The 23,555-nt window shown below is 70.9% G+C and carries 25 protein-coding genes; 21 read left to right on the plus strand and 4 right to left on the minus strand.

Going from position 1 to position 23,555, the window contains the following annotated elements:
- Positions 1-58 precede the first annotated feature (58 nt).
- The 3 genes from MJ604_RS17535 to thrS all read left to right on the plus strand — a co-directional run bounded on the left by MJ604_RS17535 (position 59) and on the right by thrS (position 3,554).
- The gene (locus tag MJ604_RS17535) at positions 59-751 is read left to right on the plus strand and encodes a hypothetical protein (RefSeq protein WP_243059826.1); all 693 of its coding nucleotides are present in this window, start codon (positions 59-61) and stop codon (positions 749-751) included.
- A gap of 39 nt (positions 752-790) precedes the next feature.
- Complete coding sequence (locus MJ604_RS17540) at positions 791-1,486, plus strand: NADPH-dependent F420 reductase (protein WP_243059827.1); 696 nt, start codon at positions 791-793, stop codon at positions 1,484-1,486.
- A gap of 79 nt (positions 1,487-1,565) precedes the next feature.
- Entirely contained in the window at positions 1,566-3,554 is a 1,989-nt protein-coding gene (gene thrS / locus MJ604_RS17545; RefSeq protein WP_243059829.1) for a threonine--tRNA ligase, read from the plus strand.
- Positions 3,555-3,627: 73 nt separating this feature from the next.
- Here the strand turns inward: thrS and MJ604_RS17550 are convergent, their stop codons facing one another.
- Positions 3,628-4,101, minus strand: a complete 474-nt coding sequence (locus tag MJ604_RS17550) for a GNAT family N-acetyltransferase (RefSeq protein WP_243059830.1) — start codon at positions 4,099-4,101, stop codon at positions 3,628-3,630.
- A gap of 24 nt (positions 4,102-4,125) precedes the next feature.
- Between MJ604_RS17550 and MJ604_RS17555 the strand changes: the two genes are divergently transcribed.
- Both MJ604_RS17555 and MJ604_RS17560 read left to right on the plus strand, forming a co-directional pair.
- The gene (locus MJ604_RS17555; protein ID WP_243059832.1) at positions 4,126-4,650 is read left to right on the plus strand and encodes an HIT domain-containing protein; all 525 of its coding nucleotides are present in this window, start codon (positions 4,126-4,128) and stop codon (positions 4,648-4,650) included.
- Entirely contained in the window at positions 4,647-5,417 is a 771-nt protein-coding gene (locus MJ604_RS17560) for an inositol monophosphatase family protein (RefSeq protein WP_243059833.1), read from the plus strand. The genes MJ604_RS17555 and MJ604_RS17560 overlap by 4 nt, the downstream gene beginning before the upstream one ends.
- On the opposite strand, the gene MJ604_RS17565 is transcribed toward MJ604_RS17560, so the two are convergent.
- Both MJ604_RS17565 and xylA read right to left on the minus strand, forming a co-directional pair.
- A complete protein-coding gene (locus MJ604_RS17565; protein WP_243059835.1) occupies positions 5,389-7,074 on the minus strand; it encodes a PP2C family protein-serine/threonine phosphatase in 1,686 nt (561 codons plus the stop codon). The two genes, MJ604_RS17560 and MJ604_RS17565, sit on opposite strands and share 29 nt — an antisense overlap.
- Positions 7,075-7,244: 170 nt before the next feature.
- Positions 7,245-8,411 carry a xylose isomerase gene (xylA, locus tag MJ604_RS17570; protein ID WP_243059837.1) on the minus strand — a complete coding sequence of 389 codons (1,167 nt, stop codon included), beginning with the start codon at positions 8,409-8,411 and terminating at the stop codon, positions 7,245-7,247.
- A gap of 215 nt (positions 8,412-8,626) precedes the next feature.
- Here xylA and MJ604_RS17575 point away from each other — a divergent pair, with 215 nt between their 5' ends.
- The 10 genes from MJ604_RS17575 to MJ604_RS17620 all read left to right on the plus strand — a co-directional run bounded on the left by MJ604_RS17575 (position 8,627) and on the right by MJ604_RS17620 (position 18,218).
- A complete protein-coding gene (locus tag MJ604_RS17575; RefSeq protein ID WP_243059838.1) occupies positions 8,627-9,748 on the plus strand; it encodes a sugar ABC transporter substrate-binding protein in 1,122 nt (373 codons plus the stop codon).
- Positions 9,749-9,842: 94 nt separating this feature from the next.
- Positions 9,843-10,601 carry an ATP-binding cassette domain-containing protein gene (locus MJ604_RS17580; RefSeq protein WP_243059839.1) on the plus strand — a complete coding sequence of 253 codons (759 nt, stop codon included), beginning with the start codon at positions 9,843-9,845 and terminating at the stop codon, positions 10,599-10,601.
- Positions 10,598-11,851: a sugar ABC transporter permease gene (locus MJ604_RS17585; protein WP_243059840.1), complete on the plus strand. Its 1,254-nt coding sequence runs from the start codon at positions 10,598-10,600 to the stop codon at positions 11,849-11,851. Before MJ604_RS17580 ends, MJ604_RS17585 begins: the two co-directional genes overlap by 4 nt.
- An 11-nt stretch (positions 11,852-11,862) precedes the next feature.
- On the plus strand, positions 11,863-13,050 hold the full coding sequence (locus MJ604_RS17590; RefSeq protein WP_243059841.1) for an ROK family protein: 1,188 nt from the start codon (positions 11,863-11,865) through the stop codon (positions 13,048-13,050).
- Between the two features lie 19 nt (positions 13,051-13,069).
- Positions 13,070-13,690, plus strand: a complete 621-nt coding sequence (gene pgsA, locus MJ604_RS17595) for a phosphatidylinositol phosphate synthase (protein ID WP_243059843.1) — start codon at positions 13,070-13,072, stop codon at positions 13,688-13,690.
- Between the two features lie 2 nt (positions 13,691-13,692).
- Positions 13,693-14,613: a pyridoxal 5'-phosphate synthase lyase subunit PdxS gene (gene pdxS, locus MJ604_RS17600; RefSeq protein ID WP_243059846.1), complete on the plus strand. Its 921-nt coding sequence runs from the start codon at positions 13,693-13,695 to the stop codon at positions 14,611-14,613.
- A gap of 222 nt (positions 14,614-14,835) precedes the next feature.
- Entirely contained in the window at positions 14,836-15,411 is a 576-nt protein-coding gene (locus MJ604_RS17605; protein WP_243059848.1) for an alternate-type signal peptide domain-containing protein, read from the plus strand.
- Between the two features lie 82 nt (positions 15,412-15,493).
- Positions 15,494-16,036 (plus strand): signal peptidase I, encoded by a 543-nt coding sequence (locus MJ604_RS17610; RefSeq protein WP_243059849.1) that lies wholly within the window; start codon positions 15,494-15,496, stop codon positions 16,034-16,036.
- A 5-nt stretch (positions 16,037-16,041) separates the two neighbouring features.
- Positions 16,042-16,668, plus strand: a complete 627-nt coding sequence (locus tag MJ604_RS17615; RefSeq protein WP_243059851.1) for a TasA family protein — start codon at positions 16,042-16,044, stop codon at positions 16,666-16,668.
- A complete protein-coding gene (locus tag MJ604_RS17620) occupies positions 16,665-18,218 on the plus strand; it encodes a signal peptidase I (RefSeq protein WP_243059853.1) in 1,554 nt (517 codons plus the stop codon). The genes MJ604_RS17615 and MJ604_RS17620 overlap by 4 nt, the downstream gene beginning before the upstream one ends.
- Here MJ604_RS17620 and MJ604_RS17625 read toward each other — a convergent pair.
- Positions 18,211-19,317 (minus strand): serine hydrolase, encoded by a 1,107-nt coding sequence (locus tag MJ604_RS17625; RefSeq protein ID WP_243059855.1) that lies wholly within the window; start codon positions 19,315-19,317, stop codon positions 18,211-18,213. The genes MJ604_RS17620 and MJ604_RS17625 overlap by 8 nt on opposite strands.
- A 43-nt stretch (positions 19,318-19,360) precedes the next feature.
- Here MJ604_RS17625 and pdxT point away from each other — a divergent pair, with 43 nt between their 5' ends.
- The 6 genes from pdxT (at position 19,361) to yajC (ending at position 23,554) form a co-directional block, all read left to right on the plus strand.
- Positions 19,361-19,954 carry a pyridoxal 5'-phosphate synthase glutaminase subunit PdxT gene (gene pdxT, locus MJ604_RS17630; RefSeq protein ID WP_243059856.1) on the plus strand — a complete coding sequence of 198 codons (594 nt, stop codon included), beginning with the start codon at positions 19,361-19,363 and terminating at the stop codon, positions 19,952-19,954.
- A 15-nt stretch (positions 19,955-19,969) separates the two neighbouring features.
- Positions 19,970-20,749, plus strand: coding sequence for a YebC/PmpR family DNA-binding transcriptional regulator (locus MJ604_RS17635; protein ID WP_243059858.1), 780 nt, complete (start codon positions 19,970-19,972; stop codon positions 20,747-20,749).
- A 151-nt stretch (positions 20,750-20,900) separates the two neighbouring features.
- A complete protein-coding gene (gene ruvC, locus MJ604_RS17640; RefSeq protein ID WP_243059859.1) occupies positions 20,901-21,422 on the plus strand; it encodes a crossover junction endodeoxyribonuclease RuvC in 522 nt (173 codons plus the stop codon).
- Positions 21,419-22,015, plus strand: coding sequence for a Holliday junction branch migration protein RuvA (ruvA, locus tag MJ604_RS17645; protein WP_243059861.1), 597 nt, complete (start codon positions 21,419-21,421; stop codon positions 22,013-22,015). The genes ruvC and ruvA overlap by 4 nt, the downstream gene beginning before the upstream one ends.
- 4 nt (positions 22,016-22,019) lie before the next feature.
- Entirely contained in the window at positions 22,020-23,096 is a 1,077-nt protein-coding gene (gene ruvB, locus MJ604_RS17650) for a Holliday junction branch migration DNA helicase RuvB (protein WP_243059862.1), read from the plus strand.
- Between the two features lie 140 nt (positions 23,097-23,236).
- On the plus strand, positions 23,237-23,554 hold the full coding sequence (gene yajC / locus MJ604_RS17655; RefSeq protein WP_243059863.1) for a preprotein translocase subunit YajC: 318 nt from the start codon (positions 23,237-23,239) through the stop codon (positions 23,552-23,554).
- Position 23,555 lies beyond the last annotated feature (1 nt).

Here is a 23,555-nt window from a genome sequence, read left to right on the forward strand (position 1 = left end):
GCCGTACGGAGATTGCGGACGGGTCTTGCGATGTGGCGAGCCGTGCCTAACCTGAGTCATGCGACGTCTCCTGGCCCTCCTGATCTGCGTCGGCCTCGCCCTCTTCGGACTGTCCCTCGTGCCGACCGCACACGCCGCGGGCCCGCTCACCGGCAAGCTCGTCGACGCGACCGGCACGCATCCGCCGGTCGCCGGCGCGACGGTGCGGCTGCGCCTGGTCACCGGCTCCGGCCCCGGCGCGATCGTCGACACCGACACGACCAGCAGTGCCGGCAGCTTCGCGCTCGACGCCGGACCGAGCCCCGAGGACGAGTACTACGTCCAGGTCGTGCCGGGCGAGTACCAGGGCGGGTACGTCGGCGGCGGTACGCCGCGCTTCGTCCAGCCGACCGCCGGAGGGGCGCTCACCTGGTCCGCGGATGCCCACATCGGCACGATCCGGGCGAACCCGGCGTTCATCCGCGGTGTGCTGATCGACAGCGTCACCCACGACCCGGTGCCGGGCGTGAAGGTGACCAGTCGCAGCTCCACGGACATCTCCGCGATCGAGGGCAGCGACGTCACGAACCGGCGCGGCGTCTTCAAGGTCACCGGGCTGACCTGCGAGGACGACTGCTACCTGAAGTTCAACGGCGGCAGCGCCTACGAGACCGGCTTCCGCGCGTGCAACGGCGGCGTGGTCCCGACGTGGGGCGCGGCCTGCGCCTCGCCCATCGGCCGCATCGGGAAGGTGCGCATCGACGCGAAGTGACGCCTGGAATGCCGCGAGGCTCCAGACCGTTGCGCCGGCATGACAACGATCGGACTCATCGGAGCAGGCAACATCGGCAGCACCGTCGCGCGTCTCGCTGTGGAGGCGGGCTACGACGTCGTGCTGAGCAACAGTCGGGGACCCGAGACGCTGGCCGACCTCGTCGACGAGCTCGGCGACCGCGCTCGGGCCGCGACCCCGCAGGAGGCCGCGGAGGCCGGCGACGTGGTGGTCGTGACCATCCCGTTGAAGGCCATCGACCAGGTGCCGGTCGAGCCGCTGCGCGGCAAGGTCGTCATCGACACCAACAACTACTACCCGCAGCGCGACGGCCAGATCGCCGCGCTGGACGACGAGTCCACGACCACCGCGGAGCTGCTGCAGGCGCACCTGCCGGAGTCGAAGGTCGTGAAGGGCTTCAACAACATCAACTACGGCGCGCTGCGCGAGCTCGCCCGACCGCACGGCGACCCCGAGCGCAGCGTCCTCGCCCTGGCCGGTGACGACGCCGACGCCAAGGCGACGGTCGCGCAGGTGTACGACGACCTCGGCTACGACGCCTACGACGTCGGCCCGCTGAGCGAGGGCTGGCGGTACCAGCGCGACCTCCCGGCGTACGCCCAGCTCTACAGCGCCGACCCGCCGGGCACGTGGCCGCCGCAGCAGCACCGCCGGGTCGACGAGGCGTTCCTCGTCGAGCAGCTCGGGAAGGCGAAGCGCTACCGCGACATGTGACGACGGCGAAACCGCCGCGCGACGCGGACGGACCGGTCGATACGATCGACCGGTCCGTTCCCCATCGCAAGGAGCCATCGTGTCCGACTTGAAGATCGTCCTCGCCCACGCCGACGCGCGTGAGGACCGGACGGTCACGACGGGCACCAAGGCGTGGGAGCTGTACGCCGAGGACGCCTCGGTGATCGCGGCCCGGGTCAACGACGAGCTCAAGGACCTCGCGTACGTCCTGGCCGACGGCGACGTCGTCGAGGGGGTCGCGATCGACAGCAAGGACGGTCGCGACATCCTGCGGCACTCCACCGCGCACGTGATGGCGCAGGCGGTGCAGCAGCTGTTCCCGGAGGCCAGGCTCGGCATCGGCCCGCCGGTCGAGAACGGCTTCTACTACGACTTCGACGTCGAGACCCCGTTCGTCCCCGAGGACCTCGCGAAGATCGAGACCGCGATGCGGAAGATCATCAAGGAGGGCCAGCGCTTCGAGCGCCGGGTGACCACCGACCACGACGCGATCCACGAGCTCCAGGACGAGCCGTACAAGATCGAGCTGATCGGCCTCAAGGGATCGGGCAAGTCCGAGGACGCCGCCGAGGGCGCGAGCGTCGAGGTCGGCGCCGGCGAGCTGACGATCTACGACAACGTGAACCGCAAGGGCGAGGTCGCCTGGAGCGACCTGTGCCGCGGCCCGCACCTGCCCACCACCAAGCGGATCCCGGCGTTCAAGCTGATGCGCTCCGCGGCGGCGTACTGGCGTGGCGACGAGAAGAACAAGATGCTGCAGCGCATCTACGGCACCGCCTGGGAGTCGAAGGAGGCGCTCGACGAGCACCTGCACCGGATCGAGGAGGCCGAGCGCCGCGACCACCGCAAGCTCGGGCGCGACCTCGACCTGTTCAGCTTCCCCGACGAGATCGGCTCGGGCCTCGCGGTCTTCCATCCCAAGGGCGGTGTGATCAAGCGCGAGATGGAGGACTACGTCCGCCGGCGGCACATCGAGGAGGGCTTCTCCTACGTCGGCACCCCGCACATCACCAAGGACCAGCTCTTCTTCACCTCGGGGCACCTGCCGTACTACGCGGACACGATGTTCCCGCCCATGGAGTTCGAGGGATCGAACTACATGATCAAGCCGATGAACTGCCCGATGCACAACCTGATCTACCGCTCGCGCGGTCGGTCGTACCGTGAGCTCCCGCTGCGGCTGTTCGAGTTCGGCTCGGTCTACCGCTACGAGAAGTCGGGCGTCATCCACGGCCTCACCCGCGTCCGCGGGCTGACCCAGGACGACTCGCACTCGTACGTCACCCCCGAGCAGGCGCCCGGCGAGATCAAGCACCTGCTGAACTTCGTGCTCGGCCTGCTGCGCGACTTCGGGATCGACGACTTCTACCTCGAGCTGTCCACCCGCGACGACTCCAAGCCCGACAAGTTCGTCGGGTCGGACGAGGACTGGGCGGTCGCGACCAAGGTGCTCGAGGACGTCGCGGTCGAGTCCGGCCTCGAGCTGGTGGCCGACCCGGGCGGCGCGGCGTTCTACGGCCCCAAGATCTCGGTCCAGGCCAAGGACGCGATCGGCCGGACCTGGCAGATGTCGACGATCCAGTACGACTTCAACCAGCCCAAGGGCTTCGAGCTCGAATACGTCGGCTCCGACGGCGCCAAGCACCAGCCGGTGATGATCCACTCGGCGAAGTTCGGCTCGCTGGAGCGGTTCTTCGGCGTGCTGGTCGAGCACTACGCCGGTGCGTTCCCTCCGTGGCTCGCCCCGGTCCAGGTCCAGGCGATCCCGGTCGCCGACACCTTCGCCGACTACCTCTACGACGTCGCCCGGAAGATGCAGGCGCAGGGGCTGCGCGTCGAGGTCGACGACTCCGACGACCGGATGCAGAAGAAGATCCGCAACGCGCAGCTGCAGAAGGTCCCGTTCATGATGATCGCCGGCGCGGACGACGTGGCGGCGAACGCCGTGTCGTTCCGCTACCGCGACGGCCGCCAGGACAACGGCGTGCCGATCGAGGAGGCGATCCAGCGGGTCCTGGACGCGGTCGCGTCGCGCGAGCAGGTCTAGCGGGGCCGCGTCAGCGGACCCGCTGATGGTGGTCGAGCGAGGCGACCGGCGTGTCGAGACCCGGTGAGCGCATCTACGACAGCTGCTTCTCGTAGCGACGGCACGGCGAGATGTACGTCGCGCCGCCCGCGGTGACCTCGTAGGGTAGGTCGCCGGCGTCGTACCAGCCGTGCTTCTCGTAGAACCGCCGAGCCCGGGCGTTGCCCACCACGACGGCCAGCCACGCCACGTGGTGCCCGGCGGCGGCGATCCGCCGTTCGCCGGCGGCGAGCAGCGGCGCCGCGACGCCACCGCCGTGCAGGTCCGGGTCGACGAACAGCTGCTCGAGCTCGTCGCCGTCGACCATCGTGAAGCCGACGACCCGGCCGTCGACCTCGGCGACCGTCGTGTCGGCGACCCGGGCCGGCGTGCGCTCGTGGAACGCCGCCCGCGTGCGGCCCGCGGTGAGCCCGTCCGGAACGTGGCCGGGGTGGGCGACGTGCCACGCGCGGTGCCAGATGTCCGCGACGGTCGCCATGTCCTCCGGGCGTGCCGGGCGCAGCGTCATGGGCCTCACTTTAGGGTTACCTCCATGAGCGACCCCGTGGGACAGGAGCGCGACGGCTTCGAGGGGTTCGACCGCCTCTGGACACCTCACCGGATGGCGTACGTCGCGCCGCCCCAGCCCGCGGGCGACGGGTGCCCGTTCTGCGCCATGGAGCACCTCTCGCCGGAGGAGAGCCTAGTCGTGCACCGGGGCGAGACCTGCTTCACGGTGCTGAACCTGCACCCCTACAACCCCGGCCACCTGATGGTGCTCCCGCACCGGCACGTCGCCGAGCTCGAGGACCTCACCACGGAGGAGGCGACCGAGCTGATGGCGACGACGCAGCAGGCGGTGCGCGTGATCCGGGAGGTCAGCGGACCGCACGCGTTCAACATCGGGCTGAACCTCGGTGGCGTGGCCGGCGGGTCGCTGTCGCAGCACCTCCACCAGCACGTCGTGCCCCGCTGGTCCGGCGACGCCAACTTCATCACCGTGCTGGCCGGGACCATGACCCTCCCGCAGCTGCTCTCCGACACCCGACGGCTGCTCGCGGACGCATGGCGGGCATGAGCGACGCCGAGCTCGCCGTCCGCCTCGTGCGCGAGGCGGGGACGCTCGCGGGACGGATGCGGGCGGAGGGGCTCGAGGCCCGGGCGAAGACCTCGATCTCGGACGTCGTCACCGCGGCCGACCACGCCGCCGAGAAGCAGGTCATCGACACGCTCGCGGTCGAGCGTGCCGAGGACGGCGTGCTCGGCGAGGAGGGCGCGAACCGCGCCGGCACCAGCGGCCGGATCTGGGTCATCGACCCCGTCGACGGCACCTACAACTTCCTCGCCGGGCTGGACTGGTGGTGCTCGGCCATCGCGCTGACCGACGGCGACGAGCTCGTGCTCGGGGCGATCCACCACCCGGCGACCGGCCGCACGTTCGTGGGTGGCCCGGACCTGCCGAGCACCGTGAACGGCGTACCCCTCGATCCGATCGCCGACCGGCCGCTGGCCGAGTCGTGCCTCGCGACCTACCTGCACCCGCCGTTCCTCGACCACGAGATCGGCGCGGCGTTCGGCCGGATGGCCGGCCGCGCGGCGACGATGCGGATGCTGGGCTCGGGCTCGATGGACGCGACCGCCGTCGCTGAGGGGCGCCTGCACGTGCTCGGCCAGCACTCGGTGCCGTCGTGGGACGCGCTGCCCGGCGCGGCGATCATCTGCGGCGCCGGGGGAGCGACCCGCCGGGTCCGCGCCGCCGGCGTCGAGTGGTACGTCGGGGGAGCGCCGACGGCTGTCGACGAGGCGTGCGCCGCGCTCACCGAAGGCGCGCTGCGACGACGGTGACGTCGTCGGCGTGCCGGTCGTCGGCCAGTGCCGCGGCCGCGGCGACCAGCTCGGTGAGCGGACGGCCGGCGAGCTCGGCCATCCGGCTGCGGAGCCGCTCGACGCCCTCGTCGATGTCGTGGTCGCGGGACTCGACGACCCCGTCGGTGACCAGGACGACCACGCAGCCCGGCTCGATCGCGAAGTGCTCGGCCTCCCGGTGCAGCCGCGTCAGCACGCCCAGGGGCGCCGCGGAGCCGACCTCGATCAGCTCGGCGGTGCCGTCGGGCCGGACCAGCACCAGCGGCACGTGGCCGGCGTTGCACACGGCGAGCGTGCCGCCGTCCGGGTCGATCAGGACCGCGGCCGCGGTCACGAACTGCTCCGGGGCGTCGCGGGCGATCAGCTCGTCGGCCGCCTCGAGCAGCGCGGCCGGGTCCGGCTCGATCGTCAGCAGCCCGCGGATGCCGGCCCGGACGTGGATCATCCCGGTCGCGGCCCGGACCCCGCGGCCCATCACGTCGCCGACCACCAGGGCCAGCCCGCCGCCCCAGGTGCTGACGACGTCGTACCAGTCACCGCCTACGTGCTCCAGGTCGTCGCCGCCCGGGGCGTAGTAGGCCTCGATCTCGAACCGCTCGAGCTGAGGCAGCGGGCTCGCCGCCAGGCTGCGCTGGAGCTCCTCGGAGATCGCGGTGGTGTGGCGGAACAGCTCGGCGCGCTCGTCGGCGATCGCCCGCTGGAGCGTGAGCGTGCTCAGGAGCTGCTCGTCCAGCTCGGTCGGGGGCTGGTCGGCGCCGACGATCGCGCGCACCCGCTCCAGGCCCGCCTCGTACACGGCGGCGACCTGGTCGGGGGTCGTGGCCCGCGAGAAGTCCGCGGTCACCTCCTGGAGCAGCAGCGCCCGCGCGGCGGCGTCCTCCCGGAGCTGCTGCAGCAGGATCCGCTCGGTGACGTCCTGGACGCAGCCGATGGTGCCCGAGGCGCTGCCGTCGGGACCGACGAGCACCTTGCCGTGCGCCTCGATCCAGCTCGGCTTGCCGTCCGGCCGGACGATCCGGTGCCGCAGGACGTAGGGCGAGCACGCTTCCATGGCCGCGGCGACCGTCGCGATCGTCTCGGCCCGGTCGTCGGGGTGGATGCTGTTGACCCACGCCTCCCAGGTGCCGTCGAACCCACCCGGGGCGAGGCCGTAGATGCGGTACATCTGGGCGTCCCAGACGTTGGAGCCGTCCGCGGCGTTCCAGTGCCAGGTCCCGAGCTCGGCGGCCGCGTGGGCCAGCCGCAGCCGTTGCTCGCTCTCCGCGGCCTCGGCGGCCGCCTGCCGGACCTCGGTGATGTCCTCGAGGGCGATGATCGACCCGACCACGCCGCCGCCGGGTCCGGGGATCGGGGTGATCGTGACGGCCGCGAGCACCGTCTCGCCGTCGCTGCGGAGGATCGTGAGGTCGCCCTGCCAGCGGCTCCCGCTGAGCACGTCACTCAGCGCCTGCTCCGCGGCGACCTGCTCGGGCTCGATCAGGCTGCCGAGCCGACGGCCGACCAGGTCCGCCGTACTCGTCCGGAACAGCTCGGTGGCCGCGCCGTTGGCGAAGACGACGAGGCTCGACTCGTCGGTGGCGAGCACGGACAGGCTCAGGGCGTCGAGCAGCTGCCGCTCGTCGACGTGCCGCTCCACCCAGGGCCCTCCCGGTCCTCGTCGGTGCCCTCAGTATCCACAGTGGTGGGGGTGCCCCGGGCGGGAATGGGCCCGAAAGGCGCCCCGAGGCGCCCCGGAGATGGGCGTAGTCCCTGACGTCCGGGTCGGGTTTGACCCCTCCTGGCGACCCGAACGTCAGGGACTACACGTCAGCGCACCCCGTAGAGGTGCTCCAGCGCGAGCTGGTCGAGGCGCTCGAAGCCCATGCCGCGCGCGGCGGCGGCGTCGGGGTCGAACGTCTCGGCTCGCAGGTCGGCGACCGTCTCACCGGCGGCCAGGGACGGTACGGCGAGCTGGTCGACGCGCGCCGCCTTCAGCGCCTCCTGGACCTCGGGGTCGGCGCGGAAGGCCCGCACCTTGTCGCGCAGGATCAGGTAGTTGCGCATGCAGCCGCGCGCGGACTCCCACACGCCGTCCATGTCCTCGGTGCGCGGGGGCTTGTAGTCGAAGTGCCGCGGACCCTCGTACCCGCCGTTCTCGACGATGTCGACGGTCCAGAACGCGCCGCGCGCGTTGCCGGCGCCGAAGCGCAGGTCCTGGTCGTAGCGGGGGCCGGTCTGGCCGTTGAGGTCGATGTGGAAGAGCTTGCCGTGCCAGAGCGCCTGGGCGAGGCCGTGCGCATAGTTGAGCGAGGCCATCTCCTCGTGGCCGACCTCGGGGTTGAGGCCGACGAGGTCGGGGTTCTCGAGCTCGTTGATGAACGCCAGCGCGTGCCCGACGGTCGGCAGCAGGATGTCGCCGCGCGGCTCGTTCGGCTTCGGCTCGATGGCGAACCGCAGGCCGTAGCCCTGCTCCTCGGAGTAGGCGCCGAGGACGTCGAACGCCTCCTTGTAGCGCGCCAGCGCGTCCTTGATGTCCTTCGCGGCGCCCGACTCTGCGCCCTCGCGCCCGCCCCACGCGACGAAGATCTCCGCGCCCAGCTCGGCGGCCAGGTCGATCTGCTCGGCGGCCTTGCGGATCGCGAAGCGGCGTACGTCGCGGTCGTTGTTCGTGAAGCCGCCGTCGCGGAAGACCGGGTGGGAGAACAGGTTGGTGGTCACCATCGGCACCACCAGGCCGGTCTCCTCGAGCGCCTTGCGGAACGGCGCCAGGTGCTGCTCCTTCTCGGCGGCGGTGGCGTCGAACGGGAACACGTCGTTGTCGTGGAACGTGATGCCGTAGGCGCCGAGGTCGCTCAGGCGGTGGATCGCCTCCGCCGGGTCCAGCTCGGGGCGGACCGCGCCGCCGAAGACGTCGACGCCCTGCCAGCCGACGGTCCACAGGCCGAAGGAGAAGCGGTCGTCACGGGTGGGGGTGTAGCGGTCGTCGGCACTCATCGGGTCCTCGATCTCATCACGATTTGGTCACGCTCAGGCGGACGCACGCTTGGTTGGAACGTGCAACAAAACACGCATCCAGAACTGCTTGCCGCGCTGAGTCACCCTCAGTAAGTTGTCCGCCACAACATATCCGGTGATGGCCGTCACAAGAAGTCTCGGTCCTTTTCGAAATGACGAGCCGCTCACCGGTCCGAGCCATGGAGGTCGAGGGAATGGTCAGGAACAAGGGTGCGCGGTACGCGTCCCTGGTCGCAGCGGGTGTTCTCGCTTTCGGTGCGCTGACGGCGTGCGGGAGCGACAGCGACGGCGGCAGCGAGGGCAGTGAGGGCAGCAGCGGCGACGGCAGCAGCGAGACCACGGGCAAGGTCGGCGTGATCCTGCCCGACTCGAAGAGCTCGGTCCGCTGGGAGACGCAGGACCGCCCGAACCTGGAGGCCGCGTTCGAGGCCGCCGGGCTCGAGTCGATCATCCAGAACGCGGAGGCTTCGCCCGACACGTACGGTCAGCTCTGCGACCAGATGATCACCGAGGGCGTCAACGTCCTCATCGCGACCAACCTCGACCCGGACTCGGGGAAGGCGTGCATCGACAAGGCCAAGGACGCCGGCGTCGCAGTCATCGACTACGACCGGCTCACGCTGGGTGGCGGCGCGGACTACTACGTGTCGTTCGACAACGTGGTGGTCGGCGAGCTCCAGGGCCAGGGTCTGATCGACTGCCTCAACGCCAAGGACGTCACGAGCGGGAACATCGCCTTCATCAACGGCGCCGCGACCGACAACAACGCGACGCTCTTCAAGCAGGGCTACGAGCAGGTCATCACCGACGACGGCAGCTTCACGGTCGTCGCCGACCAGACCGGCGAGTGGGACCCGAACGTCGCAGGTCAGGTCTTCGACCAGATGTACTCCGCCAACCCGGACCTCGTCGGTCTGGTCACGGCGAACGACGGCATGGCGGGCGGTGTGATCGCTCGTCAGAAGGCCGCCGGCGTCGAGGGTGAGATCCCGGTGACCGGTCAGGACGCGACGGCCGAGGGTCTGGCCAACGTCCTGCAGGGCTACCAGTGCGGCACGGTCTTCAAGGACACCTCGGTCGAGGCGAAGGCCGCCGCCGACCTCGCCATCGCGATCATCAACGGGGACGACACCTCGTCGATCGCGACCGGCTCGGTCAACGACTCGGAGCTCGGCGTCGACGTCCCGTCGGTGCTCGCCGACCCGGTCTGGGTCACGGCCGACTCGGTGCAGTCCGTCGTCGACGCCGGCCAGGCCGACGCTGCCGAGATCTGCAAGGGCATCGAGGACCTGTGCTCTGAGTACGGTGTCGGCTGACCGTTAGCGGTTGCCTGACAGCTTCACGAGCGGGGGCCCGTCCTTCTGGGCGGGCCCCCGCTCTCACCTTCCAGACCCAGAAGGGCTATGCAAAATGTCGAGTGAAGAGCCGCTGCTGGAGCTGCGCGGCGTGCATAAGACCTTCGGCGCCGTGCACGTGCTGCGCGGCGTCGACCTGACCGTCCGGCCCGGTCGCGTGACCGCGCTGGTCGGCGACAACGGAGCGGGGAAGAGCACCCTGATCAAGGGGATCGCCGGCATCCACCCGTTCGACGACGGCGACTACACGTTCGAGGGCAGCGCCGTCCACGTGAAGAGCCCCCGCGACTCCAACGGGCTGGGCATCGAGGTCGTCTACCAGGACCTCGCGCTGTGCGACAACCTGGACGTCGTCCACAACATGTACCTCGGCCGTGAGATCACGAAGAACGGCTTCGTGGACGAGGACGCCATGGAGGCCAAGGCCCGCGAGACGCTCGACGGCCTCTCGGTTCGCACGCTGAAGTCGGTGCGGACGCGCGTCGCCTCGCTCTCGGGTGGCCAGCGGCAGACGGTCGCCATCGCGCGCGCCGTTCTCTGGAACTCCAAGATCGTCATCCTCGACGAGCCGACCGCGGCCCTGGGCGTCGCCCAGACCGAGCAGGTCCTGAAGCTGGTCCGTCGCCTCGCGGATCGCGGCCTCGGGGTCGTGCTGATCAGTCACAACCTCAACGACGTCTTCGAGGTCGCCGACGACGTCGCGGTCCTCTACCTCGGCCAGATGGTCGCCCAGATCGAGGTCGCCTCCACCACCCGGGACCGGATCGTCACCGCGATCACGACCGGTGAGCTGAACAGGGGGGACGCGGCATGAGTGTCACCACCACCGACGACATCCATGACGTGAGTCCTGAGGACTCCGCGAGCACCCTCTGGAAGGACTACGTCGCCAAGATCCGGGGTGGCGACGTCGGTTCGCTGCCCGCGATCCTCGGGCTGGTCGCGCTCGTCGCCGGCTTCTCGATCCTGCGACCCGAGAGCTTCACCACGGCCTTCAACTTCGAGAACCTGATCCAGCAGTCGGCCGGCGTCACGATCATCGCGATGGGGCTCGTCTTCGTGCTCCTGCTCGGCGAGATCGACCTCGCGGCCGGGGTCACCGCCGGCATGGCCGCGGCCGTGACGTCCGTCCTGCTCACCAACCACGACTGGAACACCGCCTTGGCCATCGTGGCGGGACTCCTCGCCGGCACGGCGGTGGGGGCCTTCCATGGCGTGATCGTCTCCCGGCTCGGGATCCCGTCGTTCATCGTGACCCTGTCCACGTTCCTCGCGCTGCAGGGCGTCGTGCTGACGCTCGTCGGCGAGCGGGGATCGGTCAACTCGGGCGACTTCATCGCGAAGCTCAACAGCGACACCCTCCCGGTCTGGCTCGGCTGGGTCATCGCGGCGGTGCTCGTCGGCGCCTACGCGGTGCTGACGTTCGTGAGCAACAGGCGGCGTCGGGCCAACGGACTGACGAGCGAGCCGGACCTGCTCTGGGCGCTGAAGTCGGGAAGCCTCGCAGTCGTGGCCTTCCTGGTGGTGTTCTACCTGTCGATCGAGCGCAGCCCGAACCCGCAGATCAGGTCGATCTCAGGTGTGCCGATCGCGCTCATCATCATCATCGGTCTCGCGATCGTGCTCAGCGTGCTGCTGGGCCGCACCCGGTGGGGTAGCCACGTCTACGCCGTCGGCGGCAACATGGAGGCGGCGCGCCGCGCCGGCATCAACGTCAAGTTCGTCCAGCTCAGCTGCTTCATGATCTGCTCCACCGTCGCGGCGGTGGGCGGACTGATGCTCGCGAGCTTCAGCGGTGGCGTGAACAACGTCTCCGGTGGCGGCCCGACCCTGCTCTACGCCGTCGGCGCGGCCGTCATCGGTGGCACGAGCCTCTTCGGTGGCAAGGGGCGCGTCGTCGACGCCGTCATCGGTGGCACCGTCATCGCGGTCATCGCCAACGGCATGGGCCTGATGAACCAGCCCGACAGCCGGAAGTACATCGTGACCGGTCTGGTGCTGCTCGTGGCGGCCAGCGTCGACGCCATCAGCCGTCGCCGAGCCGCTGCAAGCGGGCGGATCTGACAGGAGCAGACATGCCCACCCCGACCGGCGTCGGCACCGAGGAGCTCCGGCGCGCGAACCTGCGCGCCATCCTCCAGACGGTGCACACGCACGGCCCGACCACCCGCGCGGTGCTCACCAAGCAGCTCGGACTCAACCGGAGCACCATCGGTGCGCTCACCGGTGAGCTGCAGAGCCTCGCGCTGGTCTCCGAGCAGACCGCGGCGGTGGCAGGGCGCTCCGGGCGCCCTTCCCACCTCGTGGTCCCTCGCGAGGACAACGTGGTGGTGGCCGCGGACGTCGGCGTGGACCGGATCGCCGTGGCCCTGGTGGGCCTCGGCGGCGAGGTCCTCGCCCGGCGTACCCGCGGCCACCAGCGCGGGGAGCACGACGTCGCCCACGTGGTCGACGCCGTGGCCCAGATGGTCGAGGACGTGCTCGGCGCCGCTCCCGGGGTCCGGTGCCTCGGCATCGGGGTGGCCGTGCCGGGCGCGGTTCGGGCGAGCGACGGGGTGGTCAGGTTCGCCCCGAACCTCGGGTGGGTCGACGAGCCGTTCACGGACCTCCTTGCGCAGCGGCTCGGACGGCCGGTCGTGACCGGGAACGACGCCAACCTCGGCGTGCTCGCCGAGCACCTGCGGGGCGTGGCGGTCGGGTACGCCGACGTCGCCTACCTCAACGCCAGCGTCGGTATCGGCGGCGGCTTCCTGCTCGGCGGCCGCCCGCTGGGCGGCGCGAGCGGGTACGCCGGCGAGGTCGGCCACATGCCCGTCGACAGCGCCGGGCCGGTCTGCCGCTGCGGCGCGGTCGGCTGCTGGGAGACCAAGGTCGGCGAGAACGTGCTCCTGCGGCACGCCGGCCGGTTGGCAGGCGGCGGACCCCCGGCGGTCGCCGAGGTGATCAGCGCGGCCAAGGCGGGGGAGGCCCGCGCCGAGGCGGCGGTCAACGACGTCGCCGAGTGGTGCGGGGTCGGGATCCGCGCCATCGTGAACCTCTTCAACCCCGAGATCGTGGTGCTCGGCGGCACTCTCGCGCAGGTCTGGCGGGCCGCGGAGGAGCGCGTGGACGCCGCCATCGACAGCGGGCCGATGATGTCGCCCCGCGAGGACGTCGTGATCCGCTCGGCCGGCCTCGGCGGCGACTCACCGCTGATCGGGGCCGCCGAGCTGGCGTTCGCGCCGGTGCTGGAGCACCCGCAGGCCGTCCCGCAGCCGGTCTGACCGGTACTCTGCTGCCGCCATGATGGAACGTTTCCGCGCCTTCTTCACGAAGGTCATCTCGCCGATCGCCCACCTGCTGCTCCGCCTCGGCGTCAGCCCGGACGCCGTCACGCTCGTCGGCACGCTCGGCGTGTCTGCCGGCGCCCTGGTGTTCTTCCCGCAGGGAGAGCTGTGGATCGGTGTCCTCGTGATCACCGCGTTCGTGTTCAGCGACCTCCTCGACGGCTACATGGCCCGCACCAGCGGCCGGGTGAGCAAGTTCGGCGCCTTCTGGGACTCCACGCTGGACCGGATCGGAGACGGTGCGATCTTCATCGGCCTGGCGCTGTACTTCGCGTGGGAGGAGCCCAGCAAGCTCTACCTGGTGCTGACGCTGGTCTGCCTGCTCATGGGCGCGGTGACGTCGTACGCCCGCTCCCGCGGCGAGACCCTCGGGTTCGACGTGAAGGTCGGCATCGCCGAGCGGGCCGACCGGCTGGTCGCGATCCTGGTGATGACGTTCTTCAGCGACGTCCTGGACCTCCCGATCCTGCTCTACATCACCCTCTGGGCGCTCGCGATCGCCTCCACGATCACCGTGGGGCAGCGCGTTTGGGTGGTCCGGAAGCAAGCCCTGGCAGAGGCTCGGACTACGATCTGAGCATGTCGCACAGCACCCCCGAGACCCCCGAGAACGCCGAGACCAGCACCGGCACCACCCGCGTGAAGCGCGGGATGGCCGAGATGCTCAAGGGCGGCGTGATCATGGACGTCGTCAACGCCGAGCAGGCCAAGATCGCCGAGGACGCCGGGGCGGTCGCGGTGATGGCGCTGGAGCGGGTGCCCGCCGACATCCGGGCCCAGGGCGGCGTGTCGCGGATGAGCGACCCGGACATGATCGACGGCATCATCGAGGCGGTCTCGATCCCGGTGATGGCCAAGGCCCGGATCGGCCACTTCGCCGAGGCGCAGGTGCTGCAGTCGCTCGGGGTGGACTACATCGACGAGTCCGAGGTGCTGACCCCGGCCGACTACGCCAACCACATCGACAAGTGGGCCTTCACGGTCCCGTTCGTGTGCGGTGCGACCAACCTGGGTGAGGCGCTGCGCCGCATCACCGAGGGTGCGGCGATGATCCGCTCGAAGGGCGAGGCCGGCACCGGCGACGTGTCGAACGCCGTGACCCACATGCGCACGATCCGCCGCGAGATCCGCCGACTCGGGGCGCTGGAGGGGGACGAGCTGTACGTCGCCGCGAAGGAGCTGCAGGCGCCGTACGACCTGGTCAAGGAGGTCGCCGAGCGCGGCAAGCTCCCCGTGGTGCTGTTCACCGCGGGCGGTATTGCCACCCCTGCGGACGCCGCGATGATGATGCAGCTGGGCGCGGAAGGTGTTTTCGTGGGTTCCGGAATCTTCAAGTCCGGAAATCCCGCGCAGCGGGCCGAGGCCATTGTGAAGGCGACGACTTTCTACGACGACCCCGACGTGGTCGCAAAGGTCTCCCGCGGCCTGGGCGAGGCGATGGTCGGCATCAATGTCGACGAGATCCCGCAGCCGCACCGCCTCTCCGAGCGCGGCTGGTGAACCGCCGCTAACCGCACCTCCCGAGATCGGGTGGATAACCGCCAGGAATGGCGGATGTCCACCCGATTTCTGTCTAGACCTCTCGTCCAATTGCCGTCCAAATGGGCGGGACGTCGGCGAGTCGTCCGGTATTTCCTTCGGTTTTCGTCTATGCGGCCGACGAGTTCTCCCAATTGGCCCCTTCGTGGGCCTTCCCCCAGTTGAGAACTTGAAGGAATCGTCATGAAGAAGACCACCAAGGGCGCGCTTGCCGCCGTTGCCGGTGGGTCGCTGCTGTTCGGTGGCGCCGGCTCGCTCGCGTACTGGACCGGTGACTCGACCGTCACCGGCGACAGCATCGAGTCCGGAACGCTCGACATGAGCGTCCCCGACTGCGCCGACGACGTCGTCGCGGGCACGCACGGCTGGCAGTTCGACGGCACCAACGCCACCTTCAACCCCGCCAGCGACACCGTCGTCCCGGGCGACACGCTCACCAAGGTCTGCGACATCACGCTCAACCTCGTCGGCAGCCACATCGGCGCCACGCTGGCGTTCGAGACGGCCGAGTGGGGTGCCGGCTCCGCCACCGGCCTGACCGAGGAGCTCGTCCCGGACGTGGACTTCCTCGTCGACGGCCAGGCCTACGCGCCGATCACCGCCGCGGGCACCTACGTCATCCGGGCCGCGATCAGCGTGGACTTCCCGTACGGCACGGGCACGGACAACGACTCGAACAGCCCGCTGGGCGGTCCGGCGCTCCAGGCGATCCTCGACGACATCGTCGTGACCGCCACGCAGACCCACGACAACGCGTAGTCCGTTGGCTGTTCTCGCCCCTGAGATCGAGTCCCCGGTCCAGGGCAGGCCGCCCCGTCGCCGACGCGGCTTACTGTCCTGGATGGGGAAGGTCGTGTCCTGGTTCGTGATGTTCGGGATCGGCGCGATGCTGATGGCGTCGCTGATCGTCCCCCGCGCGGCGGGAGCCTTGACGTACGTGATCGAGACAGGGTCGATGCGGCCGCACCTGCCCCCGGGCACGATGGTCGCCATCCAGCCGGTCGACGCGAACGCGGTCAGGGTCGGTGACGTGATCACCTACCAGCTGCGCTCGGGTGACCCGACGGTGGTGACGCACCGGGTGGTCGCGGTCGGCTACGACGGCGACGGCCAGGTGCGCTGGCAGACGCAGGGCGATGCGAACCCCACGGCCGACAAGCTGTGGGTCCAGCCCGCCCAGCTGCGTGGCCGGCTCTGGTACGGCGTCCCGATGCTGGGACACGTCTCCGCGGTCGTCAGCCAGCAGCAGCGGGGACTCATCTACGGCGCGCTGGCGCTGGGGCTGATCAGCTACGCGCTCACCCAGTTCGGCAGCGCGTTGCGTGACCGACGCCGACGGACCCATCCGGTCGGCACCACCGGCGGAGGCCGGAGGAAGGCGTAGAGACGATGACGAGCACGGGTACTCGACGCGGGCAGCGTCGCCGCTCGCTGCAGCCACGGCTGCGGCGGGGGCTGGCGTCCGCCCGCGTGCGGGCCGCGCTCGGGCTCGGGGTCGTGCTCACCGCCTTCGTCTCGGGCACCTTCGCCTACTGGTCAGACGCCGTCGCGGTGAGTGGCGCGAAGTTCACGGCCGGGACGATCGACCTGAAGGCCAACAACCTCGACACGGTCACCGGCTACACCACGCTCAACCTCTCCACCATGGTCCCGGGCAGCTCGATGGCCGGGGTGCTCACCATCAAGAACGGCGGCACCGCGCCGCTGAAGTACACCGCGGTCACGACCGCCACCAACGCCGACGGCAAGAACCTGCGCGGCAGCCTGGTCGTCAAGGTCACCGGGGCGGCGACCGCGACCGGCTCCGCGCCCGCGATGACGTGCGGGGGTACGCCCCTCACGGGCTCCGCGACCGCGCTCAACGGGTCGCTGCTCTCCACCGGCCGGCTCCTGGCCGCCGGTGCGAGCGAGTCGATCTGCGTCCAGATCACCCTGGACGCCGCCGCCTCGACCTCGCTCCAAGGCGCCACGACCGACGTCGTCATCACCTTCAACGCGACCTCGGAGCTCGCGTGAGGAAGCGGCCACGGCGCGTCACTGCGCTCCTGAAACAGCTCGCCCTCACGCTCGGCGCCGTCGCGGGCGTGCTCTGCCTCGCCGTCATGCTCGCCGGGTTCGCCTTCGGGGTCCGGCCGCTGGTGTTCCTGTCGGGCTCGATGAGTCCGACGATCGACACCGGGGCGCTCGCGATCGCGCGCACGGTCCCGGCCGCCGACCTGGGCGTCGGGGACATCGTCTCCGTGCCGACCCCGGCCGGCCAACGGGTCACCCACCGCATCGTCTCGGTCCAGCAGGACCAGGGGTCCGCGACGCTGCTCCTCAAGGGCGACGCGAACCAGGCGGTCGATGCGTCGCCGTACCGCGTGGAGGGCGCCGACGTCGTCCTGTTCTCGGTCCCGGAGGTCGGGTACGTCCTCAGCTGGCTGGCCAGCCCGCTCGGGCTCTTCTCGCTGGGGTTGTACGCCGCCGCCCTGCTGTCGATCCTCGTGCGTCGCCCGGCCACCGCCGGGCACCGGGTCGCGGGCGCGCGCCGCCGGGAGACGACCACCCCGGTGGTCGTCGGCCGGCACCGCGTGGGCGGGCCGCGTCGCCGGAGCCGGCGCTCGCCGGTCCTCGTGCTCGCGCGAGCCCTGGTGCCCTCGCGGAGCACGGGCGGGCGGCGGAGGAAGACCGCGCCCCGCCGTGCCCGGTCCACGCGGCCGGCGCTCGCGCTGCCGATCACGGCGGCCACGGTCGTCGCCGGCGGCTGGGTGGCCGGCTCCGCGGAGCCGACGCTGGCGGCGTTCACCGACCCGGCGACCGTCTCGGGCACCACGCAGGCGGCGTACACGGTGCCGGCACCCAACGGCAACACCTGCGCCGTGCTCTCGCCGGGCACCAACTCCTCGCGCGGCGTGAACCTCACCTGGCCGGACAACGCGACGAACCTGCCCCGGCTCGTCTACACCGCCTCGACCAACCTGAGCGGCGCGACCTCGAGCGCCGTCGACCTCGGCACGACCTGGGAGCTGCGGGTCCGCTACAACCCCAGCACGCCCGCGAACCAGAACAAGGTCGTGACGGTCACCGCGGCTCCGCGACTCCAGGCCGCCGCGACCTGGACCGGCCCGAGCACGACCTGGAAGTTCCGCACGGGAGCCAGCGCGGCCGCTCAGCCGGTCTGCGGCGACGCGACGCCCGCCGTGGTCGACATCCACGCCCCGGACGGGGTGACCCGCACACCAACCGCGCAGCGCGCCTACATCGTCGGAGCGTCCGGTTGCACCGCCGACGTGTCGTTCTGCGGGACGATCGAGGACGCCTCCACGATCTCCAGCGTCACCTACGTGCTCCGGCGCACCCAGGGCGCCACGGTGACCTGCTTCAACGGCTCGAACTGGGTCGCGACCTGCAACCAGATCCCGGCGCAGTCCACGGTCTACAACAACCAGCTGACCTTCTACTCCTCTGCGACGACGGGGACCGTCTACCCGAACTCCGGCGTCGGCTCCTACACGCTCACGGTCACCGTGACCGACAGCTGGCAGAACGTCACGACCACCGCGATCGCCTTCACGCTCAGCTGAGGGCCCAGGTGACGACCCGGGCGGCGTCGCGCAGGCCGAACGCCGCGCCCTCGGTCTTCCAGGCGCCGATCCGGACGACGATCGTGCCGGACGTGCGGTCGACCATCGCGACCTGGCCGCCGAGGCCGATGGCGGAGAAGAGCGTCGGGTCCGCGTCGGGCACGAGCTGGCCGACGTGCGGCTCGAGCGGCTGGCCCTGGGCGTCGACCGCATCCGTCGCGCCGCGCAGCAGCCCGGACCGGTTGACCCACCACAGGTAGCCGTAGCCGGCGTTCAGCTCCGTGGACGACCGGCCGGTGGAGGCGGCGACGTACGACCGGTCGAGGATCCGCGTGCCGCCGGCCTTGCCGTGGCGGAGGTAGAGCTGGGCGAACCGGGCGAGGTCGAGGCAGGTGGTCTGGGCGCCGAAGTAGGTGTTGGTCGACGTGCCGGTGGCGCTCGTGGTCATCCGGGTGTGGGTCATGCCGAGCGGACCGAAGAGCCGGTCGGCGGCGTACTCGTGCGTCGGGACGCCGGTCGCCTTCCGCAGCACGCGGTCGAGGACCTGGATGGCGGCGTTGTTGTACGCCCACGCCGTCCCGGGCGCGAACTGCTGGCCCAGCCCGACGGCGAACGCCGTCCGGTCGGCCGCCTGGGTGAGCTGGACGTAGTCGCTGTCGAGCGACCAGAACCGGCCGCTGTCGTTGCTGAGCAGGTTGCGGACCGTGACCGACGCCGAGTCCGTGCCCCGCCAGGAGGGGACGTAGCGGGCGACCGGGTCGGCGAGCGCCAGGTCGCCGTCGCGCAACGCGATCCCGACCAGCGCGCTCGTGATCGACTTCGTCACCGAGAAGACCTCGCGCGGGGTGGTGCGCCGGGTGCCCCAGTTCCAGTCGGCCACCAGCCGGTCGTCGCGGACCACCGCGAGGCAGGTGCTGTCCTTCGCCTTCGCGTCGGCCGCGATCTCGTCGAGGCGGGCCGCGCGGAACCCGGCCTTCGCCGGCGTGGTCGTCTGCCAGCCGTCGATCCGGCGCTGCGAGGCGCTGGTCGCAGCGGTGTTCGCGGCCGCGGGGACGGCGAGCAGCACGCTCAGGGCGGCGGCGACGAGTGCTGCTCTCACGCCGATGAGGATAAGTCGGGAGCGGTCCCTAGGATGAACCGTCGTGACCACGACGATCGGCGTCCTCGCCGTCCAGGGCGACGTGCGCGAGCACGTCAGCGCGATCGAGGCGCTCGGAGTCTCGGCGCTGCGCGTGCGTCGTACCTCCGAGCTGGAGGCGTGCGACGGGCTCGTGATCCCCGGGGGCGAGTCCACGACGATGGCCAAGCTGGCCCGCACCTTCGACCTGTTCGAGCCGATCCGACAGCGGCTCAAGGAGGGCATGCCGGCGTTCGGGACCTGCGCCGGGATGATCATGCTCGCCGACCGGATCGAGGGCGGCACCCGCGACCAGGAGACGCTCGGGGGCCTGGACATCACGGTCCGGCGCAACGCGTTCGGCCGGCAGGTCGACTCGTTCGAGGACGACGTCGACTTCGCCGGGCTCGACGAGAAGGTGCACGCGATCTTCATCCGCGCGCCGTGGGTCGAGTCGGTGGGGGACACGGTGGAGGTGCTCGCTCGTGTCGAGCACGCTGAGGCCGCGGGTAGGATCGTCGCGGTCCGTCAGGGTTCGCTGATGGCGACGTCGTTCCATCCCGAGGTGGGTGGCGACGCCCGGGTCCACCGCTTGTTCGTGGACCTGGTTCGGAGCTGAGAAGAAGAGGGACGCATGTCTGGCCACTCCAAGTGGGCGACCACGAAGCACAAGAAGGCCGCGATCGACGCCAAGCGCGGCAAGCTGTTCGCCAAGCTGATCAAGAACATCGAGATCGCGGCGAAGATGGGTGGCCCCGACCCCTCCGGCAACCCGACGCTGTACGACGCCATCCAGAAGGCGAAGAAGCAGTCGGTGCCGAACAAGAACATCGACTCCGCGGTCAAGCGCGGCGGCGGCCTCGACGGCGGCGGCGTCAACTACGAGACGATCATGTACGAGGTCTACGGCCCGCAGGGCGTGGCCCTGCTGGTCGAGTGCCTGACCGACAACCGCAACCGGGCAGCGATGGAGGTCCGGACCGCGGTCACCCGCAACGGCGGCACGATGGCCGACCCCGGCTCGGTCTCGCGCCTGTTCACCCGCAAGGGCGTCGTGGTGATCGAGAAGAGCCAGGAGCGCGGCGGTCAGCCGTGGGAGGTCACCGAGGACGACGTCCTCGAGGCGACCCTCGACGCCGGCGCCGAGGACGTCAACGACCTCGGTGACAGCTTCGAGATCCAGTCCGAGGCCGGCGACGTCGTCGCCGTGCGTACGGCGCTGCAGGCCGCCGGCATCGACTACGAGTCGGCCGAGGTCCAGTTCGTCGCGACGATGGACATCCCGGTCGGTGAGGTCGAGGTGGCCGGCAAGGTGTTCCGCCTGGTCGACGCCGTCGACGACTGCGACGACGTGCAGAACGTCTTCAGCAACGCCGACATCCCCGACGAGGTCCTCGAGGCGATCGACGCCTGATTTGGGATAGTCCCTGACGTTTCCGGGGTCTCGAGCGGGTTGTGTGGCCCGAAAGGTCAGGGACTACCCCCTCGGGCGTGTCCTCCGGGCATCCGGGGGAGCGGCTGGATAGCGTGACCTCCGAACACCTGTTCGGACAGAAGGGCATCGGATGCGCGTGCTGGGGATCGACCCCGGGCTGACCCGCTGCGGCATGGGCGTGGTCGAGGGCACGGTCGGCCGGCCGCTGACCCTGGTCGACGTCAACGTGCTGCGTACGTCGAGCGACCTGCCGGTTCCGCAGCGGCTGGTGACCATCGAGAAGGGCATCGACGCCTGGATCGACGAGTACCACCCCGACGCGGTGGCGGTGGAGCGGGTGTTCGCCCGCTCCGACGTCAGCACCGTGATGGGCACCGCTCAGGCCAGCGGCATCGCGATGGTGTGCGCGGCGCGGCGCGGCCTGCCGATCGCGCTGCACACGCCGAGCGAGGTCAAGGCAGCGGTGTCCGGCAACGGCCGCGCCGACAAGGCCCAGGTCGGCGCGATGGTCACCCGGATCCTCCGTCTCGACGCGATGCCGAAGCCGGCCGACGCCGCTGACGCGCTCGCGCTGGCCATCACCCACATCTGGCGCGGTGGCGCCCAGGCCCGGATCGATGCGGCGCTGGCCGCGGCAGGGAGAAAGCAGTGATCGCGTTCGTCCGTGGCGAGGTCGCCGCCCTGACGCTCTCCAGCGCCGTGCTGGAGGTCGGGGGAGTCGGTCTCGAGCTGATGTGTACCCCCGGGACCCTGGCCACGCTGCGGCCGGGGACCAAGGCCACGCTCGCCACGTCGATGGTGGTGCGCGAGGACTCGCTGACCCTCTTCGGGTTCGTCGACGACGACGAGAAGCAGACGTTCGAGCTCGTGCAGACCGCGTCCGGGGTCGGGCCGAAGGTCGCCCAGGCGATGGTGGCGGTGCTCAGCCCCGACGACCTGCGCCGCGCGATCGCCGGCGACGACGTCAAGACGCTCACCAAGGTGCCCGGCATCGGCCAGAAGGGCGCCCAGCGGATCATCCTCGAGCTCAAGGACCGCATCGGCGCCCCCGTCGGCGGCCGGTCGGCGTCGGTGCCGGCTGCGGCCGCGCCGTGGCGCGACCAGGTCCAGCAGGGACTCGTCGGCCTGGGCTGGTCGGTGAAGGACGCCGAGAAGGCCCTCGACGCGGTCGAGCCCGAGGCCGGTGACGCGCCCGACGTGGCGGCGCTGCTGCGCGCCGCGCTCCGCACCCTGAGCAGGGCGTGAGCCAGTGCCATTCCACGAGGACGAGCTGGACGAGGCGGAGACCACCCACTTCCGCTCGCTGACCGCGGCGGAGGCCGAGGGCGACGAGCGCGCCGTCGAGGCGGCGCTGCGCCCGCGCACGTTGGAGGAGGTCGTCGGCCAGGTCCGGGTCCGCGACCAGCTCGGGCTGGTGCTCGAGGCGGCCCGCCGCCGCGGTCGTGCGCCCGACCACGTGCTGCTCTCCGGTCCGCCCGGTCTGGGCAAGACGACGCTCTCGATGATCATCGCCGCCGAGATGCAGGCGCCGCTGCGGCTGACCAGTGGCCCGGCGATCACGCACGCGGGGGACCTCGCCGCGATCCTCTCGGGCATGAACGAGGGCGACGTCCTCTTCGTCGACGAGATCCACCGGATGTCGCGGCCGGCCGAGGAGATGCTCTACATGGCGATGGAGGACTTCCGGGTCGACGTCGTCATCGGCAAGGGTCCGGGCGCCACCGCGATCCCGCTCGAGATCCCGCCGTTCACGCTGGTGGGCGCCACAACGCGCGCGGGGCTGCTGCCCGGGCCGCTGCGCGACCGGTTCGGCTTCACCGCCCACCTGGAGTTCTACGAGCCCGACGAGCTCGACCAGATCGTGCAGCGCTCGGCGCGGCTGCTCGACGTCGACGTCGAGGCCGACGGCACCGCGGAGATCGCCTCGCGCTCGCGCGGTACGCCGCGGATCGCGAACCGGCTGCTGCGTCGGGTCCGCGACTATGCTCAGGTCCGCGCCGAGGGGGTGGTCACGCTCCCGGTCGCGCGGGCGGCGCTGGACCTCTACGAGGTCGACGAGCTCGGGCTCGACCGGCTCGACCGCGCGGTCATCGACGCGCTCTGCCGCCGCTTCGGCGGGGGACCGGTCGGCATCTCCACCCTCGCCGTCGCGGTCGGCGAGGAGCGCGAGACGGTCGAGGAGGTCGCGGAGCCGTTCCTGGTCCGCAACGGCTTCCTCGCGCGCACGCCGCGCGGCCGGATCGCGACCCCGGCGGCCTGGGAGCACCTCGGGCTGAGCGCTCCGCCGGTGAACGCCACCGGGGACGCCACGCTCTTCGAGGACTGACCCGCCCGCCGGCCACCCGGCCGGCCCACCCGGTGGGGCCTGCCGATTGGTGAGCCAGACCACCCCGCTGGTTACACTTGCGCGTCGGCCGCCCGGTCTGGGCTGTGCCGCGCCCTGCATATCGTTCGAGAGGTTTCGTCGTGGAGTTCTTGCCGCTCATCGGCATCGCGCTGCTCTTCTGGCTCTTCATCATCCGGCCGCAGCAGCGGCGCCAGAAGGAACTTCGTGGCATGCAGTCCTCGTTGAGCACCGGTGACGAGATCATGCTGACGTCGGGCGTCTTCGCGACCGTGCAGCAGGTGGAGGACGACAGCGTCCTCGTCGAGATCGCCGAGGGCGTGACCATCAAGGTCGCCCGCGGAGCGGTGGGCACGATCGTCACCAGGACGGACCGGCCCGACGAGGTCGAGCAGGACCAGGACCAGCCCGGCGAGACCGCCGGCACGGAGGAGAACTGAC

The organism is Nocardioides sp. SR21 (assembly GCF_022761125.1).
Taxonomy (GTDB): domain Bacteria; phylum Actinomycetota; class Actinomycetes; order Propionibacteriales; family Nocardioidaceae; genus Nocardioides.

Excerpts from the sequence above, each read along its gene's own strand:
- MJ604_RS17535 (WP_243059826.1), top strand. The coding sequence starts at position 59 with ATGCGACGTCTCCTGGCCCTCCTGATCTGCGTCGGCCTCGCCCTCTTC.
- MJ604_RS17540 (WP_243059827.1), top strand. The coding sequence starts at position 791 with ATGACAACGATCGGACTCATCGGAGCAGGCAACATCGGCAGCACCGTC.
- MJ604_RS17550 (WP_243059830.1), bottom strand. The coding sequence starts at position 4,101 with ATGACGCTGCGCCCGGCACGCCCGGAGGACATGGCGACCGTCGCGGAC.
- MJ604_RS17555 (WP_243059832.1), top strand. The coding sequence starts at position 4,126 with ATGAGCGACCCCGTGGGACAGGAGCGCGACGGCTTCGAGGGGTTCGAC.
- MJ604_RS17560 (WP_243059833.1), top strand. The coding sequence starts at position 4,647 with ATGAGCGACGCCGAGCTCGCCGTCCGCCTCGTGCGCGAGGCGGGGACG.
- xylA (WP_243059837.1), bottom strand. The coding sequence starts at position 8,411 with ATGAGTGCCGACGACCGCTACACCCCCACCCGTGACGACCGCTTCTCC.
- MJ604_RS17575 (WP_243059838.1), top strand. The coding sequence starts at position 8,627 with ATGGTCAGGAACAAGGGTGCGCGGTACGCGTCCCTGGTCGCAGCGGGT.
- MJ604_RS17580 (WP_243059839.1), top strand. The coding sequence starts at position 9,843 with ATGTCGAGTGAAGAGCCGCTGCTGGAGCTGCGCGGCGTGCATAAGACC.
- MJ604_RS17585 (WP_243059840.1), top strand. The coding sequence starts at position 10,598 with ATGAGTGTCACCACCACCGACGACATCCATGACGTGAGTCCTGAGGAC.
- MJ604_RS17590 (WP_243059841.1), top strand. The coding sequence starts at position 11,863 with ATGCCCACCCCGACCGGCGTCGGCACCGAGGAGCTCCGGCGCGCGAAC.
- pgsA (WP_243059843.1), top strand. The coding sequence starts at position 13,070 with ATGATGGAACGTTTCCGCGCCTTCTTCACGAAGGTCATCTCGCCGATC.
- pdxS (WP_243059846.1), top strand. The coding sequence starts at position 13,693 with ATGTCGCACAGCACCCCCGAGACCCCCGAGAACGCCGAGACCAGCACC.
- MJ604_RS17605 (WP_243059848.1), top strand. The coding sequence starts at position 14,836 with ATGAAGAAGACCACCAAGGGCGCGCTTGCCGCCGTTGCCGGTGGGTCG.
- MJ604_RS17610 (WP_243059849.1), top strand. The coding sequence starts at position 15,494 with ATGGGGAAGGTCGTGTCCTGGTTCGTGATGTTCGGGATCGGCGCGATG.
- MJ604_RS17615 (WP_243059851.1), top strand. The coding sequence starts at position 16,042 with ATGACGAGCACGGGTACTCGACGCGGGCAGCGTCGCCGCTCGCTGCAG.
- MJ604_RS17635 (WP_243059858.1), top strand. The coding sequence starts at position 19,970 with ATGTCTGGCCACTCCAAGTGGGCGACCACGAAGCACAAGAAGGCCGCG.
- ruvC (WP_243059859.1), top strand. The coding sequence starts at position 20,901 with ATGCGCGTGCTGGGGATCGACCCCGGGCTGACCCGCTGCGGCATGGGC.